The organism is Achromobacter pulmonis (assembly GCF_902859765.1).
In the GTDB taxonomy this organism is placed as follows: Bacteria; Pseudomonadota; Gammaproteobacteria; order Burkholderiales; family Burkholderiaceae_B; genus Achromobacter; species Achromobacter pulmonis.
On sequence record NZ_CADIJV010000005.1, the window covers coordinates 105827 to 121547 of the forward strand.

The following is a 15721-nucleotide window of genomic DNA, read 5'->3' on the forward strand; positions in this document are numbered from 1 at the left end:
CATGGACCGGTACGACGCTTCGGACATGGCCGTGCCGCGCGCCGGGCTGCCCACGGTCATCGTGCTGGCCGCCGGCCGGGGCGAGCGCTTCACGCGTTCCGGCGGCGCCACCCACAAGCTGCAGGCGCCGCTGGCCGGCATGACCGTGCTGCAACGGGTGTTGCGCGCCGTGGCGGAATCGGGCCTGCCTTGCCATGTGGTGCGGGCCGAGGCGGACGATGGCGCCGGCGGGGCGGCCGGCATGGGCGATTCGATCGCCCGGGGCGTGCGCGCCACCGCCCGGGCCGCCGGCTGGCTCATCCTGCCGGGCGACCTGCCGCTGGTCGGCGCCGACAGCCTGCGGCGGGTCGCCGCCGCGCTCGCGTCCAGCCCGGTGGCGCTGCCATTCTGGAATGGCCGGCAGGGGCATCCGGTCGGCTTCGGGCGGTGCTGCTTCGCGGCGCTGGCGCGATTGCAGGGCGACCAGGGCGCCGCGTCGATCGTGGCGGCGCACCGGCAGGCCGGCACGCTGTGCACGCTGGCATTGGCGGACCCGGGCATCGTCGCCGACATCGACACCGTGGCGGATCTGGCCCGGGCCGAAGCGCGGCTTGCCGCCACCATGCCCACCCTGGGAGCGTGCTGAATGGAAAGTGTCGATGTGCGCGTGCTGCGCGCCGCCCGTGACTGGGCCATGGCGGGCGACCGGGTCCTGTTGGCGACGGTGGCCCGGACCTGGGGATCGTCGCCGCGCCCGGCCGGCTCGATGATGGTGTTGCGTGAGGACGGCCGCTGCGTCGGCTCGGTCTCGGGCGGTTGCATCGAAGACGACCTGGTGTCGCGCTATACCCGCGCCCACGGCGGCCCCGGTATGCCGCGGGCCCGCCCCGAGCGGCTGCGTTATGGGGTGCAGGCGGACGAGGCGCGGCGCTTCGGCCTGCCCTGCGGCGGCACGCTGGAGCTGCTGCTGGAGTTCGATCCCGATGTCTCGCTGCTCGATGCGCTGGTGCGTCAGCTGGAAGCGGGCCAACTGACGCAACGCACCGTGGACTGCGTCACGGGCGCGGTGACGCTGGCGCGCGCCGACGCGCCGGCGGCGCTGTGCTTTGACGGCGCGGTGCTGTCGCACACGCTGGGGCCGCAGTACCGCATGCTGCTGATCGGCGCGGGCGCGCTGGCCGAGTATGTCTCGACCATGGCGCTGTTCAACGATTTCGCGGTCACGCTCTGCGATCCGCGCGTCGAGCATCTGGGCGCCTGGTCGGTGGCCGGCGTGCAGCTCACCACCGAGATGCCCGACGATGCCGTGCGGGCGATGCGTCCGGACACGCGCACCTGTATCGTGGCGCTGAGCCATGATCCGAAACTGGACGACCTGGCGTTGCTCGAAGCGCTGCACAGTCCGGCTTTCTACGTGGGCGCGATCGGCTCGCGGCGCAACACCGAGCTGCGCCGCCAGCGCTTGATCGAACACTTCGACGAAACCGAGGAATCGCTGCAGCGCCTGCGGGCGCCGGTCGGCCTCTACATCGGCAGCCGCACGCCCGCGGAGATCGCCGTGAGCGTGATGGCCGAGATCCTGGCCGTGAAAAATGGCGTGCCGCTGCCGCCGGCCCTGTCGGTGGCGGCGGCCAAGACGCGGTTCCAGGCGCCCGCCTAGGTGGCGGGCCGCGCTAGCCCGCGCGCGGCAAGTCCGGGGGGGCGGTGGCGGTCGTCGCGGCGTCGGAAGGGAGCCGCGAAGGCCCCCTGAGGCGCCGGCCACCGCGTCCGCCCCGCTCCGCCGGGCCGGACTTGCCTGTATCATGCGTTCGAAGAGATCCGTCCCCCCCGAGCGCCGTTTTCCGTCGCGCGGCCTGATTGCCAGTGACCCCGGATAGCCCTCATGCCCGACCCGCTTCGTCTGCAGGCTTTGATACAGGATTGTGCCCGCGGCCAGGAATCCGCGCTGGCCGAACTCTATCGACAGACTTCCCCGCATCTGTTTGCGCTCGCCGTACGTATATTGCGTCGAAGCGACTGGGCGGAGGAAGTCCTCCAGGACAGCTTCATCAATATCTGGCGCAATGCCGCCCGCTATTCTTCGGAGCAGAGCCAAGTGATGACCTGGATGACGCGCATCGTGCGCAACCGCTGCATCGACCTGTTGCGCAGGCCGGACCTGGAGCGCCCCGACGCCGACGGTGAGCTGACGCTGGCCTGGGCCGATGACGCACCCGGCCCGTTCGAACGGCTGCAGCGCGACCAGGACGGCCAGCGCCTGGCCGACTGCCTGAAGCAGCTCGAGGGGCCGCAGCGCACCGCCATCGCGTTGTCCTTCTTCGACGACCTCAGCCACAGCGAGATCGCCCGCCGCCTGCAGGCGCCGCTGGGCACGATCAAGAGCTGGGTGCGGCGCGGCATGGACCGGCTCAAGAGGTGCCTGTCATGAACTACAGCAACCCCCAACTGCGCGCGCGGCTGGCGGCCGACTACGTGGCCGGCGCGATGCGCGGCGGCGCCCGCCGCCGCTTCGAGGGCCTGATGGCCGCCGATGCCAATCTGCGCCGCCAGGTGCGCGATTGGGAAGACGACATCTACCCGCTGCTGTGGTCGCTGCCGGCCCGGGTGCCGCCGCGCCGCGTCTGGCGCGCCATCGAATCGCGTCTCAAGCCGGGGCGCGCCCGGGGCTGGCAGGGCCTGGCGTTCTGGCGCGTGCTCAGCGGCGCGCTGGCGGCGGTGCTGGTGGCCGGGGTGGTGGTCTACCCGATGCAGGTCGACCGCGCCGCGCGCACGCAACTGATGGCGGTGCTGCAAAGTCCGGAGGCCCAGGCCATGCTGGTGGTGCGCGCCGACGAGCGCGGCGGCCTGCACGTCCATGCCCTGCAGGACTTGGCATCGCGCGCCGGCGGCAAGGCGCTGGAGCTGTGGGTGATTCCGCCCGGGCAGGCGCCGCAATCGGTCGGCTTGGTGGCGCCCGAGGGCCTGACGGCGCTGCAACGCCGCCAGGGCCTGGAAGGCATCCAGAAGCTGGCCATCACGCTCGAACCGCCGGGCGGCTCGCCTTCGGGCAAGCCGACAGGGCCGGTCATCATGAGCGGCGACGTGCTCAAGATCTGAACCGCATCCAAAGCGGGCCGGGCCGCGTATAGAGGGGTGTCCCATTGCGGAGCCCCTCATGTTTTCCTGGATAACCGCAGGCCCGCGCGGCCCGCTTGCGATCGTGGTCCTGGCCGCGCTGGCCCTGGGCCTGCTGGCCGCCTGTTCCCCCCTGACGCTGCTGAACGGCGCGGTGCCCGACGGCGCCAACCGCGTTTCGGCGGGGCTGGCCTATGGCCCGCTCGCGCGCCAGCGGCTGGACATCTACCGGCCGCCCGGCGCGGCCGGGGCGCCGGTGGTGGTGTTCTTCTACGGGGGCAGCTGGCGCAGCGGGGATCGGGCCGATTACCGTTTCGTCGGCGATGCGCTGGCGGCGCGTGGCATGGTCGCGGTCATTGCCGACTATCGCGTCTATCCCGAGGCCGGCTACCCGGACTTCCTGCGCGACGCGGCTCAGGCGGTGGCCTGGACCCAACGCCATATCGACGCCTATGGCGGCGACCCCGGGCGCGTCTTCGTCGCCGGCCACAGCGCCGGCGGCTATATCGCCGCCATGCTGGCGCTGGACGGGCGCTGGCTCGGCGGCGCCGGCTCCAGCCCCACGACGCTGGCGGGCTGGATCGGCCTGGCCGGACCCTATGACTTCCTGCCCATCGTCGCGCGCGACGTGCGGCCGGTGTTCGGCTACCCCGACACGCCGGCCGACTCGCAACCCATCCACCATGTCACCCCCCATGCGCCGCCCGGCCTGCTGCTGACCGGCACGGCCGACACCACGGTCGACCCGCGCCGCAACAGCGCCAGCCTGGCGGCCGCCCTGCGAACGGCCGGCGCCTGCGCGCGGCTGGTGACGTATCCCGACCTGGGCCACAAGCTGCTGGTGGGCGCGCTGTCGCGCCCGCTGCGCTGGCGCGCGTCCGTGCTGGACGACCTGGACGCGTTCGTGACCCATCCCTGTCCGTCGACCCAAGGAGAATGACGATGCGACGCCTGCTCGCGGTCCTGTTGCTGACTCCCCTGGCCGCATCGGCCGCCAACGAACACTACGTGGGCTACGCCTATGACAGCCGCGATGGCGCGGAACGCTATCGCGAAGAGCACTGGGTGGTGCGCGAGGGCGGCCGGCAAGTGCGGCTGGTGTTGTACCGCTGTCCCGGCGGCGAGGCATTCGCGCGCAAATGGGTGCGCGGCGCGGTCGATGATCCCGCGCCGGATTTCGCCCTGTATGACCAGCGCGACGGCTATCGCGAAGGCGTCGATACCCGCTTGGGCCGGCGCACTGTCTACGTGCAGGCGCGCGCCGGCGCGCCGATGCGCAGCCGGCCGCTGCCCGCCGTGGCCGACGCCGTGGTGGATGCCGGCTTCGATGCCTGGCTGCGGGCCAACTGGCAGCCGCCGGCCGCGCCGCCGCATTTCCTGGTGCCCAGCCGGCTGGAATGGATGCCGCTGACGGTACAGGCACGCGCCGCCGGCCAGGGCGAGCGCAGCTTCCGCCTGCGGCTCGATGCCTGGTATGGCTTCGCCGCGCCGGCCTTGCGCGTGACCTACGACAGCGCCAGCCGGCGCCTGCGGCGCTTCGAAGGGCCGAGCAACCTGCGCGACGGCAACGGCGGCACGCAGACCGTGCGCATCGAGTTCCCGGCCGACGCCGTCCGGCCGCCGCCCGCGGCGCAGGACCTGGACGCGGCGGCGGCCACGCCGCTGGTGTCGCGCTGCGGATAAGGGTTTTCACCTATGCATCCACCGCGTCTCCGCGCCCGTATATCCCGACACGTTTCACACAGGACACCATGATGCGCTCCGTTCTCTCCGGCTGGACCGCTTCGATACGACGCTGGGTCGATACCCAGGCGCAGGACGCGCCGGGCGGCGATCCCGACCGTATCGACTGGACCCGCGCCTTGCCCTTCGCGTTGTTGCACGCCGGCTGCCTGGGGGCGCTGTGGACCGGCGTATCGCCCGCGGCGCTGGCGCTGGCGGTGGCGTTGTACGCCGTGCGCATGTTCGCCCTGACCGGGTTCTACCACCGCTACTTCTCGCACCGCACTTTCCGCACCTCGCGCGGCATGCAGCTGGTGTTCGCCGTGCTGGGCGCCTCGTGCGCGCAGCGCGGACCGCTGTGGTGGGCGGCCCACCATCGCCACCACCATCGCCATGCCGACGATGAGCATGACCTGCATTCGCCGCGCCGCCATGGTTTCTGGTGGAGCCACATGGGCTGGTTTCTGACGCGCCGCGCCTTCGCCACCGATCTGGCGCGGGTGCCGGACCTGCGCGGCTACGCCGAACTGCGCTGGCTCGACCGCTTCGACGCGGCGGTGCCGCTGGCGCTGGCCCTGGGCTGCTACGGCCTGGGCGCGCTGCTGGCACGCGTGGCGCCCGGCCTGGGCACAGACGGGCCGCAGATGCTGGTATGGGGCTTTTTCATTTCGACCGTGGCGCTGTTCCACGCCACCGTCACCATCAATTCGCTGGCGCACAGCTATGGCAAGCGGCGCTACGACACCGCCGACGACAGCCGCAACAACGCCTGGCTCGCGCTGCTGACCTTCGGCGAGGGCTGGCACAACAACCACCACTTCTACCCGGGGTCGGCGCGGCAGGGATTCCGTGCCCATGAGATCGACATCACCTGGTACGGCCTGCGCCTGCTGGCCGCCACCGGCCTCATCTGGGACCTCAAGGGCGTGCCGGCCTGGGCGCTGGCCGCCGCCAAGGAGTGAACATGCGCATCGCCATCATCGGTTCGGGCATCGCGGGACTGGTCTGCGCCTGGAAGCTGGGCCGCGATCACGACGTCACGCTGTACGAGGCCAACGACTACCTGGGCGGGCATACGCACACGCACACGGTCGAGCAGGACGGCCGGCGTTACGAGGTGGACAGCGGTTTCATCGTCCACAATCCGCACAATTACCCGCAGTTCACGGCATTGCTGGAAGAGCTGGGCGTGGCGTCGCAGCCCACCACCATGAGCTTCTCGGTGCACAAACAGGCCGACGGGCTGGCGTACAACGCCACGTCGCTGGACACGCTGTTCTGCCAGCGGCGCAACCTGCTGTCGCCGCGCTTTCTGGGCATGGTGCGCGACCTGATGCGTTTTTACCGGCAGTCGCCCGCGCTGTTGCGCGCGCCGGAGCCGGGCCCCACGCTCGGCGAGTACCTGGCGCAACACCGCTACGGCGAGGCGTTCCGCACCGACCACCTGATCCCGATGGCCTCGGCGCTGTGGTCGTCGCCGGCTGCGCGCATCCTGGAATTCCCGGCGCGGTATCTCGTGCAGTTCATGGCCAATCACCAGATGCTGCAGGTCAGCGGCCGGCCGCAGTGGCGCGTGGTGCAGGGCGGATCGCGCCGCTATATCGACGCCATGCGCCAGCGCTGGACGGTGCGCGAACGGTTGAACTGCGCCGTGCGGGCCGTCCGGCGCCAGCCGGCCGGCGTGCAGGTGATCACGCGCGATGGCCAGGAGCACCATGACGAAGTGATCTTCGCCTGCCACAGCGACCAGGCGCTGGCGCTGCTGGCCGACCCGACGCCGCAGGAACGCGCGGTGCTGGGCGCCATCACCTACCAGGACAACGACGTGGTGCTGCACACCGACGCCCGCCTGCTGCCGCGCCAGCGCAAGGCCTGGGCCGCCTGGAACGCCTACGTGCCGGCCGATCCGGGGGCGCCCTGTTCGGTCAGCTATTGCATGAACCTGCTGCAGGGCATCGCCTCGCCGCGGCCGTTCATCGTGACGCTCAACCGCAGCGAGGCCATCGACCCGGCGCAAGTGCTGGCGCGCATGCGCTATCACCACCCCGTGTACACCCACGAATCGGTGGCCGCGCAGGCGCGCCGGGCCGAGATTTCGGGCCGGCATCGCAGTTGGTATGCCGGCGCCTACTGGGGTTGGGGCTTTCACGAGGATGGCGTGGCCAGCGCGCTGGACGTGGTGCGCGCCATCCTGGGGCGGCCGCGGGTCTGGGCGCGGGAGGCGGCATGAACCTGCATAGCGCCGTCTATGAGGGCCGGGTGACGCACCGGCGCCACCATCCGCATGCGCATGGCTTCGGCTACCGCATGGGCCAGCTCTACCTGGATCTGGACGAGATCGACCAGGTGTTCCAGGGCCGCTGGCTGTGGTCGGTGGAACGGCCCAACCTGGCCCAATGGCGGCGCGCCGATTACCTTGACGCGGGCGGCGGGCTGCCGCTGGCGCAGGCGGTGCGGCAACGCCTGCGGGCGCATCTGGGCGACATGCCGGACGGGCCCATCCGCCTGCTGGCGCATCCGCGCTACGCCGGCTACGTCTTCAATCCAGTGAGCTTTTACTACTGCTACGAAGCCGACGGCCGCACGCTGGCCGCGATCGTGGCCGAGATCACCAATACGCCGTGGAAGCAGCGCCATTGCGTGGTGCTGCCGGCCGCGGCCGCCGAGCGCGAAGGCGACGCGCTGGCCTGGCGCTTCGACAAACGCTTCCACGTCTCTCCCTTCATGCCCATGGACTGCGCCTACGACTGGCGCTTCACTGCGCCGGCCGACGAGCTGCGCGTGCACATGCGCGTCAGCCGCCAGGACGTGCCGCAATTCGACGCGCGCCTGGATCTGCGGCGCCGCGCGCTCGACGGCGCGGCGCTGGCGCGCCTGTTGTGGCGCTACCCGCTGATGACGCTGCAAGTCATCGGCGCCATCCATTGGCAGGCGCTGCGCCTGTGGCTCAAGCGCAATCCCGTCTACGACCATCCCCGCACCCCCAACGGAGAACCGCAATGAAACCCATGACGCCCTCGGAACACGCTTCGATCGCGGCCAGCCGCCGCGCCGGCCCGCTCGACCGCCTGTTGCGGCGGCGCCTGTTCGCCAGCCTGGCGGCGCTGGACCATGGCCAGTTGCTGATCGAGGACAGCCTGGGCAGCGTTACGCTGGGCCGCGGCGAGCCGTGCGTGCGCCTGACCGTCAGCGACCTGGGCTTCTATCGGCTGGTGGCCGCGCAAGGCAGTGTCGGCGCGGGCGAGGCCTATGGCGACGGCCTGTGGCGTTGCGACGACCTGGTCGGGCTGGTGCGCCTGCTGGTGCGCAACCGCGACACGCTGGACGCCATGGAGTCCGGGCTGGCGCGGCTGGCCGGCTGGGCGCTGCGGCGCTGGCATGCCGGCAATGCCAATACGCGCGCCGGCAGCCGGCGCAACATCGCCGCGCACTACGACCTGGGCAACACTTTCTTCGGGCTGTTCCTATCGGATGACCTGATGTATTCGTCGGCGCTGTGGACGGGCGCCGATGACACGCTGGAAGCGGCCTCCCACCGCAAGCTGGAGACGATCTGCCGCAAGCTGGAGCTGCGGCCCACGGACCGCGTGGTGGAAATCGGCAGCGGCTGGGGCGGCTTCGCGATCCACGCGGCGCGTCATTACGGCTGCCATGTCACCACCGCCACGCTGTCGCGCGAACAGCACGACCTGGCGGTCGAGCGCGTGCGCGCCGCCGGATTGCAGGACCGTGTGGATGTCGTGCTGCGCGACTATCGTGATCTGCAGGGCCAGTATGACAAGCTGGTGTCGGTGGAGATGATCGAGGCCGTTGGCGCGAACTTCCTGGAAACCTATTTCGCCAAGGTCGCCAGCCTGCTCGACCCGCGCGGCCGGGCGCTGATTCAGGCCATCACCATCGAAGACCACCGCTACCAGCAGGCGCTGACTTCGGTCGATTTCATCAAGCGCCATATTTTTCCGGGCAGCTTCATCCCGTCCATCGAGGCGATGCTGCGCGCCAAGACGCGCGCCTGCGACCTGGCCTTGGTGCACCTGGAGGACTTCGGCCTGTCGTACGCGCGCACGCTGCAGGCCTGGCGCGAGCGCTTCCTGGCGCGCCTGCCCGAGGTGCGGGCGCAGGGCTTCGACGCGCGCTTCTGCCGCTTGTGGGAGTTCTACCTGGCGTACTGCGAAGGGGGCTTTCGCGAGCGCTCCATCGGCGTTGCGCACCTGTTGCTGACGCATCCGCAGGCGCGCGCCACGGGCGGCCGCTGGGCGCGGGAGGCGGCGTGATGCGTTTCTGGGCCAACCTGATCGGCTACCAGCTCGTGTGGTTCAGCGCCGTGATCGGCGCCGGCCGCGGGCTGGCCTGGCCGGGCGTGGCCGCCGCCCTGGTGTTCATCGCGGCGCAACTGGCGGCGTCGGCCACGGCGCGCGCCGACCTGCGGCTGGCCGGGGCTGCCGTGCTGTGCGGCGCGGCGCTGGATGGCACGCTGTCGGCGCTGGGCTGGGCGCGCTATGCCGCCGACGCCTGGCCCGCGCCGCTCTGGATCCTGGCGTTGTGGGCGGCGTTCGCGCTGACGCTGAACCATTCGCTCGCCTACCTGCGTCCCAGGCCCTGGCTGGCCTGCGTGTTCGGCGCGGTCGGCGGGCCGCTGGCGTATTGGGGCGCGGCCCGTGGCTGGCAGCCGGTGCAATTCGAACCGCCGGCCTGGCGCGCCACCGTCGCGCTGGCGGCGGGATGGGCGCTGGCATTGCCGGCGCTGACCGCCGGCGCGCGGCGCTGGGTCCGGGAGGCGCCATGACGGCCTGGCAACAATGGTTCTGCATCGCGGCCGCCATGGTGGTGGCGATGGCGCTGGCCTGGCGCTGGCAGCGCCGCCGCGCCAACGCCGGCATCGTCGATGTGGTGTGGTCGCTGGGCATGGGCGCGGCCGGCGGGCTGATCGCCGCCACCGGCACGGGCAGCGTCGCGGCCCGGTTGGCGCTGGCGCTGATGGCGGGCGTCTGGTCATTGCGGCTGGCCTGGCACCTGTGGCGCCGCGTGCGCGAAGGCGAGGACGGCCGCTATCGCGCGTTGCGCGAGCACTGGCAGGGCCACCAGGGCAAGTTCTTCGGCCTGTTCATGTTCCAGGCCGCGCTGGTGATGTTGTTCTGCCTGCCGTTCCTGGCGGTCGGCGCCAGTCCGGCGCAAGGCTGGCCGGTGGCGCTGGGCCTGCTGATCTGGCTGGCGGCGCTGGCGGGCGAGGTGATCGCCGACCGCCAGCTCGATCGTTTCCGCGACGACCCCGCCCACCGTGGCCGCACCTGCCGCGAAGGCCTGTGGCGCTATTCACGGCATCCCAATTACTTCTTCGAATGGTGCCACTGGTTCGGCTATGTGGCGCTGGCCTGGGGCTCGCCGCTGCAATGGCTGGCCTGGCTGGGGCCGGCGCTGATGTACGTGTTCCTGCGCTGGATCAGCGGCATTCCGTTCACCGAGCAACAGGCGCTGCGCACGCGCGGCGACGACTACCGCGATTACCAACGCCGCACGTCGGCCTTCTTTCCCTGGTTTCCCAAATCCTGACGAGGCACGCCATGACGACCGCTACCTTGCACGACACTTCCCTGGCCACCGACCGCCCCGCGCCCGGCCTGCTCGGCCTGGCCGAACGCGGCCTGCTGCCCGACGCGCTGCTGCGGTTGGGCATGCGGCGCCTGTGCGGCCAGCGCCTGGCGCAGGAATATGCCGGCGGCATCGAGGCCTGGACCGAGCGCGACCGCCAACTCATCGCCACGCTGCGCGCCAGCGCCGTCGCCCTCCATACCGACGCCGCCAACGCTCAGCACTACGAGTTGCCGACCGCGTTCTTCCAGCTTTGCCTGGGCGCGCGCATGAAGTATTCGAGCTGTTATTACCCGACCGGCGCCGAAACCCTGGACCAGGCCGAAACCGCCATGCTGCGGCTGTACGGCGAGCGCGCCGGGCTGGCCGACGGCCAGGACATCCTGGAGCTGGGCTGCGGCTGGGGCTCGCTGACCCTGTGGATGGCCGAGCAGTTCCCCAACGCCCGCATCACGGCGGTGTCGAACTCCGCCACCCAGCGCCAGCATATCGAGGCGCGCTGCCGCGAGCGCGGCTGGTCGCACGTGCGCGTCGTGACCTGCGACGTCAACGTCCTGGCGCTGCCCGCCGCCGCCTACGACCGCTGCGTTTCGGTGGAGATGTTCGAACACATGCGCAACTACCACGACCTGCTGGCTCGCATCGCCCATTGGCTGCGGCCCGGCGGCAAGCTGTTCGTGCACATCTTCGCCCACCGCGAGCGCGCCTACCCCTTCGAGACCGACGGCGCCGACAACTGGATGGGGCGGCATTTCTTCACCGGCGGCATCATGCCGTCGGCCCATACCCTGCTGCATTTCCAGGATGACCTGCGGCTGGAGGAGCGCTGGTTCCTCGACGGCACCCACTATGCGCGCACCGCCAATCATTGGCTGGCCAACCAGGACGCCCGCCGCGAGCAGGCACGCGCGGTGCTGGCACAGGCCTATGGCGCGCCCCTGGCCGGGCTGTGGCACCAGCGCTGGCGCATGTTCTGGATGGCGTGCGCCGAACTCTTCGGCTACGACGGCGGCCAGCAATGGGGCGTGGCGCACTACCGCTACACGCGGCCCTGAGGAGAACGATCATGCTGCGCACCCTGTGTATCGGCCTGGCCGCCCTGCTGGCCGGCTGCGCGTCGCCGCCACCGATGCCGCCGGTGGCCCAGGTGGACCTGGATCGCTTCATGGGCGACTGGTATGTGATCGCGCACATCCCGAGCTGGCCCGAGCGCAACGCCTACGATGCGGTGGAAAGCTACCGCCGGCTGCCGGACGGCCGGGTGCAGACCGACTTCCGTTACCGCGATGGCAGCTTCGACGCGCCGGTCGACACCATGCACCCGGTGGCCACCGTGCGGCCCGGCACCGGCAACGCGGTCTGGGGCATGCAGTTCATTTGGCCCATCAAGGCCGAATACGTCATCGCCTACCTGGATGAGGGCTACCAGACCACCATCATCGGCCGTTCCAAGCGCGATTACGTCTGGATCATGGCGCGGGTGCCGTGCCTGGACCAGGCGGTCTATGCCGATCTGCTGCGCCGGGTGACGGCTCTGGGCTATACGGAAACCCCGCGCAAAGTGCCGCAGCGCTGCCCCCGGTGAAAGCGGGCCGGCGCCGCGGTTTTCATTCAAAGCATTGAAATGGAAGATAAAACGATGCGGGGTTAAGCGCGGGCCCCTGGTGTCGTCAATGGATCTGGAACCCTTTTTAAGGGAATGTTACTTACCGGGTTAATTATCTCGGTTTCCAAGGTCCATTGTGAAAAGAAACGCCTCGCTTGCCCCCGCCGTGCGTTCCGGCGTGTGGCCCTGTTCGCTGTCGCTTATCGCCGCGCTGCTCGCGGGCGCCACCGCTGGCGCGCAGGCGCAGGGGATACCGCATCTCTGGATCGCGGGCGGCGGCGCCGATACCCGATGGAGCACCGGCGGCAATTGGGATCTGTCGTCCCCGCCCGGGCCGGGCGACGATGTCTACATCGGCAATTCGGCCTCCCTGCAAACCGTGCGCCTGGATGGCGCGCAGCAGGTCGGGCTGTTCTATCTGGGCACCTCGGGCAGCGCCACGCTCGATTTCGATCCCGCCGCGAGCCTGCAGACCAATCTGAGCATCCTGTCCAACAGCGCGGCCTCCCAGGTTTCCATGAACCTGGCCGGGGGCCAGTCGTGGACGGATACCTCGTTGTCCGTCATCGGCAACTTCGGCCGGGCGCAGGTGTCGCTGTCCGACGGCGCCTCGTTCAACGGCTTTCGGGTCTACCTGGGAAGCGAGCAGGGGGCGCACGGCACCCTGCACATGCGTGACCGGGCCTCCGCGATCATCACCGCGCTGGAAATCGGCGCATCGGGCACCGGGGTGCTCGATGCCGCGGACAAGGACACGCTGCTGCAGACCAGTTCGGCGGTGCTTGCGACCTCCGCGGGGTCCAGCGGCTCGGCCACGTTGGCGAACGAGGCGAAATGGATCGTCCTCAATCCGTTGACGGTCGGCAGCCAGGGCGCGGGCACCATCAATGTGGCTTCCGGCGCGCAACTGTCGGCGCAGGGCCAGGTGACCATGGGCCTGTACGCCGGCAGCCGGGGCGACATCACGGTCACGGGCTCCGGTTCCCTGTTCAGCGCCTCGGGCGCCCTTTTCGTGGGCGCGCGGGGCACGGGCCTGATCACGATTGAAAACCAGGGCGCGATGGTCGCGGGCGATACCGTGCTCGGCCGGGGCGGTTCGGCCAACGGCGGCATCGTGCTCAGGGGGGCCGGCACGACGATGGGGGTCAATACCCTTACCATCGGCGGCGACCGCACCGATACCGGCGCCGTGGCGGCCGTGGGCCGCCTGGACATCAGCGACGGCGCCAAGGCCACCACGGCCCAGGTCCGATTGGGCGATGCGGTCAACGCCAGCGGCACGCTGACCTTGACCGACACGGGCTCGTCGTTGACCTCCAGCGACCGGATCAGCGTCGGCTATGCCGGCACCGGCTCGCTGGTCATGACCCGCGGCGCGGCGCTGACGGCGCAAGGCATGCTGATCGGCCATGAGGCCGGTTCGTCCGGCACCGCCACTCTGGACGGGGCGGGCACGCGCCTGAACAGCGCCGGCGTGGTGTACGTGGGCAATGTCGGCAACGGCACCCTGGAGATGAGTGGCGGCGCCCGCCTGGACAGCACCGACGGCTACGTCGGCACCGAAAACGGCTCCACCAGCAGCGCCACGCTCAGCGGCGGCGCGGCCTGGGTGAACAGCGGCGACTTCTTCGTCGGCCACAACGCCGGGGCCCGGGGCGAGGCCGTGGTGGCCGGCGGCGCCCGCGTCGAAAGCCGCTATGGCATCCTGGGCGATCTGAACGGCGCCAACGGCACGATGCTCGTCACGGGCGCCGGTTCGCTCTGGCAGACGTCCAACGACATGAACGTCGGCCGTCTGGGCCAGGGCGAGATGACCCTGGCCAATGGCGGCACGGCGCGCGCGCCCGTGATCTACATCGCCAACAACGCCGGCTCGCGCGGCGTGCTCAACGTTGGCGCCGCGACCGGCGCGGCGCCAGCGGCCGCTGGCGTGCTCGACACCCCGCGCGTGCATCTGGGCGATGGCGATGGCCGGTTGGTGTTCAACTTCGCCGGCGCGCCGCTGGTCTACGGCGGCAACATCGCCGGCCAGGGCGCCGTCGATCTGTACGCTGGCGACCTGGTGTTGAACGGCGCCAGCACCAACACCGGCCAGACCACCGTGCGCGGCGGGTCCCTGGCGGTGAACGGCAGCCTGGCCGGGCCGGTTCAGGTGCAGACCGGCGGCGTCCTCGGCGGTAGCGGCGCCGTGGGCCCGACCACGGTGGCGTCCGGCGGGGTGTTGGCGCCCGGCAATTCGATCGGCACGCTTACCGTCAACGGCGACCTGAGGCTGGCGTCCGGCTCGGTCTATCGCGTCGAAGCCGAGCCGGCAGGCACCCAGAGCGATCGCGTCGACGTGCGCGGCACTGCCTATCTGGGCGGCTCGGTGTTGCACGTGGGCCCGCAAGGCAACTTCACCCCCAACCAGCGCTACACGATACTGACCGCCAACGCGATCTCGGGCCGCTTCGACAGCGTGGCTTCCAATTACGCCTTTCTCGACCCGGCCTTGAGTTACGACGGCGGCGCCGTCAGCCTGCAACTGGATCAGACCCGTTCGTTCGCCAGCGCCGGCGCCACGGGCAACCAGCGCGCGGTCGGCGCGGCGCTCGACAGCCTGCCGGAAGGGCACGCGCTGCGGCGTTACGTGTCGGCCTTGCCTGCGGGCCAACCGCAAGCCGTGTTCAACAGCCTGTCGGGTGAAGCCCACGCCAGCGTCAGCGGTTCGCTGGCCCAGGGCGCGGCCACCTTGCGCGCGCTGCCGATGACGCGGCTGCGCGCCAATCTGCAGGCCGGCATGCTGCCGGGGGCGCCCACGGCGCAGGCGGGCGGCGCCTTGCCGCAAGGCGCGCTGCCCGCATCAGCCGCCTTGCCCGCCTGGGCCGAGGTGGTGGGCGGCTGGCAGACCTTCGATGGCGACGGCAACGCGGCGCGCTTGCGCCAGCATACCGGCGGCGTCTTCGTCGGCGCCGATCAGCCTGTTGGCGCGGGCTGGCGCCTGGGCGGCGCGTTGGGCTTCACCGATACCCGGGCCAAGGTCGACGACCGCAGCAGCCAGTCGGACATCGGCAGCTACAGCGCTCTGGTCTATGGCGGCAAGTCGTTCGCGGCCGCCAGCGGCGCCTGGAACCTGCTGGCCGGCGCGGGCTACACCTGGCACGATATTTCCACCCGGCGCCAGGCGGCCAGCCAGGCCGATGCGTTGACGGCCGATTACGGCGCCAGCACCGTGCAACTGTTCTCCGAGCTTTCCTATGCATGGGCGGCAACCGCGGACTTCACGCTCGAACCGTATGCCGGACTGGCCTGGAGCGACCTGCGCACGCGCGGCTTCCGCGAGACCGGCGGCGCCGCGGCGTTGACGGGCCAGGCCTCGCGCCAGCAGCAGACCCAGACCTCGCTCGGTCTGCGCACGCGCCAGGATTTCGAATGGGGCGGCCGGCAAGGACGGGTGACCGCGATGCTGGGCTGGCGCCACGCCTTCGGAGACGTGGAAGCGAAGACCCGGCTGGCGTTCGACGCCAGCCAGCCGTTCACGGTGGCCGGCACGCCCATCGCGCGCGACGCGGCCCTGGTGGGATTGGGCGCCGACCTGGCGCTCGGGCGCAACAGCAGCCTCGGCCTGTCCTACGACGGCCAGTTCGCGCGCGATAGCCGCGAGCACGCCGCGAGCGTGCGCGTGGCGTGGCGGTTCTGACCCGTCGATAGCCATCGCCCACGCCGGGCTGG

At 70.8% G+C, this 15721-nt stretch carries 15 protein-coding genes; all 15 read left to right on the forward strand.

Translation table 11 applies throughout. From position 1 onward, the window contains the following. The first annotated feature begins 1 nt into the window (after nt 1). Nucleotides 2–625 (forward strand): nucleotidyltransferase family protein, encoded by a 624-nt coding sequence (locus HV701_RS06675; RefSeq protein WP_254595128.1) that lies wholly within the window; start codon nt 2–4, stop codon nt 623–625. After that, nucleotides 626–1639: an XdhC family protein gene (locus tag HV701_RS06680; RefSeq protein ID WP_175132288.1), complete on the forward strand. Its 1014-nt coding sequence runs from the start codon at nt 626–628 to the stop codon at nt 1637–1639. Between the two features lie 222 nt (nt 1640–1861). Continuing rightward, nucleotides 1862–2407 carry an RNA polymerase sigma factor gene (locus tag HV701_RS06685; protein WP_175132289.1) on the forward strand — a complete coding sequence of 182 codons (546 nt, stop codon included), beginning with the start codon at nt 1862–1864 and terminating at the stop codon, nt 2405–2407. Next, nucleotides 2404–3075: an anti-sigma factor gene (locus HV701_RS06690; protein ID WP_175132290.1), complete on the forward strand. Its 672-nt coding sequence runs from the start codon at nt 2404–2406 to the stop codon at nt 3073–3075. Before HV701_RS06685 ends, HV701_RS06690 begins: the two co-directional genes overlap by 4 nt. Nucleotides 3076–3133: 58 nt before the next feature. Next, nucleotides 3134–4033, forward strand: coding sequence for an alpha/beta hydrolase (locus tag HV701_RS06695; protein WP_175132291.1), 900 nt, complete (start codon nt 3134–3136; stop codon nt 4031–4033). A gap of 2 nt (nt 4034–4035) precedes the next feature. Next, nucleotides 4036–4776, forward strand: a complete 741-nt coding sequence (locus HV701_RS06700) for a hypothetical protein (RefSeq protein ID WP_175132292.1) — start codon at nt 4036–4038, stop codon at nt 4774–4776. A gap of 68 nt (nt 4777–4844) precedes the next feature. Further along, nucleotides 4845–5777: an acyl-CoA desaturase gene (locus tag HV701_RS06705; RefSeq protein WP_175132293.1), complete on the forward strand. Its 933-nt coding sequence runs from the start codon at nt 4845–4847 to the stop codon at nt 5775–5777. Between the two features lie 2 nt (nt 5778–5779). Continuing rightward, complete coding sequence (locus tag HV701_RS06710; RefSeq protein ID WP_175132294.1) at nt 5780–7045, forward strand: NAD(P)/FAD-dependent oxidoreductase; 1266 nt, start codon at nt 5780–5782, stop codon at nt 7043–7045. Next, entirely contained in the window at nt 7042–7818 is a 777-nt protein-coding gene (locus HV701_RS06715; RefSeq protein WP_175132295.1) for a DUF1365 domain-containing protein, read from the forward strand. The genes HV701_RS06710 and HV701_RS06715 overlap by 4 nt, the downstream gene beginning before the upstream one ends. Next, entirely contained in the window at nt 7815–9089 is a 1275-nt protein-coding gene (locus tag HV701_RS06720; protein ID WP_175132296.1) for an SAM-dependent methyltransferase, read from the forward strand. The genes HV701_RS06715 and HV701_RS06720 overlap by 4 nt, the downstream gene beginning before the upstream one ends. Beyond that, the gene (locus tag HV701_RS06725; protein WP_175132409.1) at nt 9089–9601 is read left to right on the forward strand and encodes a DUF2878 domain-containing protein; all 513 of its coding nucleotides are present in this window, start codon (nt 9089–9091) and stop codon (nt 9599–9601) included. The genes HV701_RS06720 and HV701_RS06725 overlap by 1 nt, the downstream gene beginning before the upstream one ends. Further along, nucleotides 9598–10365 carry a DUF1295 domain-containing protein gene (locus tag HV701_RS06730; RefSeq protein ID WP_175132297.1) on the forward strand — a complete coding sequence of 256 codons (768 nt, stop codon included), beginning with the start codon at nt 9598–9600 and terminating at the stop codon, nt 10363–10365. Before HV701_RS06725 ends, HV701_RS06730 begins: the two co-directional genes overlap by 4 nt. Before the next feature lie 11 nt (nt 10366–10376). Continuing rightward, nucleotides 10377–11459, forward strand: a complete 1083-nt coding sequence (locus tag HV701_RS06735; protein ID WP_175132298.1) for an SAM-dependent methyltransferase — start codon at nt 10377–10379, stop codon at nt 11457–11459. An 11-nt stretch (nt 11460–11470) separates the two neighbouring features. After that, nucleotides 11471–11989 (forward strand): lipocalin family protein, encoded by a 519-nt coding sequence (locus tag HV701_RS06740; protein WP_175132299.1) that lies wholly within the window; start codon nt 11471–11473, stop codon nt 11987–11989. A 187-nt stretch (nt 11990–12176) separates the two neighbouring features. Then, on the forward strand, nt 12177–15689 hold the full coding sequence (locus HV701_RS06745) for an autotransporter family protein (RefSeq protein ID WP_175132300.1): 3513 nt from the start codon (nt 12177–12179) through the stop codon (nt 15687–15689). The last annotated feature ends 32 nt before the right edge of the window (nt 15690–15721 follow it).

Coding starts and splice junctions, on each gene's coding strand:
- HV701_RS06675 (WP_254595128.1), top strand. CDS start 2: ATGGACCGGTACGACGCTTCGGACATGGCCGTGCCGCGCGCCGGGCTG.
- HV701_RS06680 (WP_175132288.1), top strand. CDS start 626: ATGGAAAGTGTCGATGTGCGCGTGCTGCGCGCCGCCCGTGACTGGGCC.
- HV701_RS06685 (WP_175132289.1), top strand. CDS start 1,862: ATGCCCGACCCGCTTCGTCTGCAGGCTTTGATACAGGATTGTGCCCGC.
- HV701_RS06690 (WP_175132290.1), top strand. CDS start 2,404: ATGAACTACAGCAACCCCCAACTGCGCGCGCGGCTGGCGGCCGACTAC.
- HV701_RS06695 (WP_175132291.1), top strand. CDS start 3,134: ATGTTTTCCTGGATAACCGCAGGCCCGCGCGGCCCGCTTGCGATCGTG.
- HV701_RS06700 (WP_175132292.1), top strand. CDS start 4,036: ATGCGACGCCTGCTCGCGGTCCTGTTGCTGACTCCCCTGGCCGCATCG.
- HV701_RS06705 (WP_175132293.1), top strand. CDS start 4,845: ATGATGCGCTCCGTTCTCTCCGGCTGGACCGCTTCGATACGACGCTGG.
- HV701_RS06710 (WP_175132294.1), top strand. CDS start 5,780: ATGCGCATCGCCATCATCGGTTCGGGCATCGCGGGACTGGTCTGCGCC.
- HV701_RS06715 (WP_175132295.1), top strand. CDS start 7,042: ATGAACCTGCATAGCGCCGTCTATGAGGGCCGGGTGACGCACCGGCGC.
- HV701_RS06720 (WP_175132296.1), top strand. CDS start 7,815: ATGAAACCCATGACGCCCTCGGAACACGCTTCGATCGCGGCCAGCCGC.
- HV701_RS06725 (WP_175132409.1), top strand. CDS start 9,089: ATGCGTTTCTGGGCCAACCTGATCGGCTACCAGCTCGTGTGGTTCAGC.
- HV701_RS06730 (WP_175132297.1), top strand. CDS start 9,598: ATGACGGCCTGGCAACAATGGTTCTGCATCGCGGCCGCCATGGTGGTG.
- HV701_RS06735 (WP_175132298.1), top strand. CDS start 10,377: ATGACGACCGCTACCTTGCACGACACTTCCCTGGCCACCGACCGCCCC.
- HV701_RS06740 (WP_175132299.1), top strand. CDS start 11,471: ATGCTGCGCACCCTGTGTATCGGCCTGGCCGCCCTGCTGGCCGGCTGC.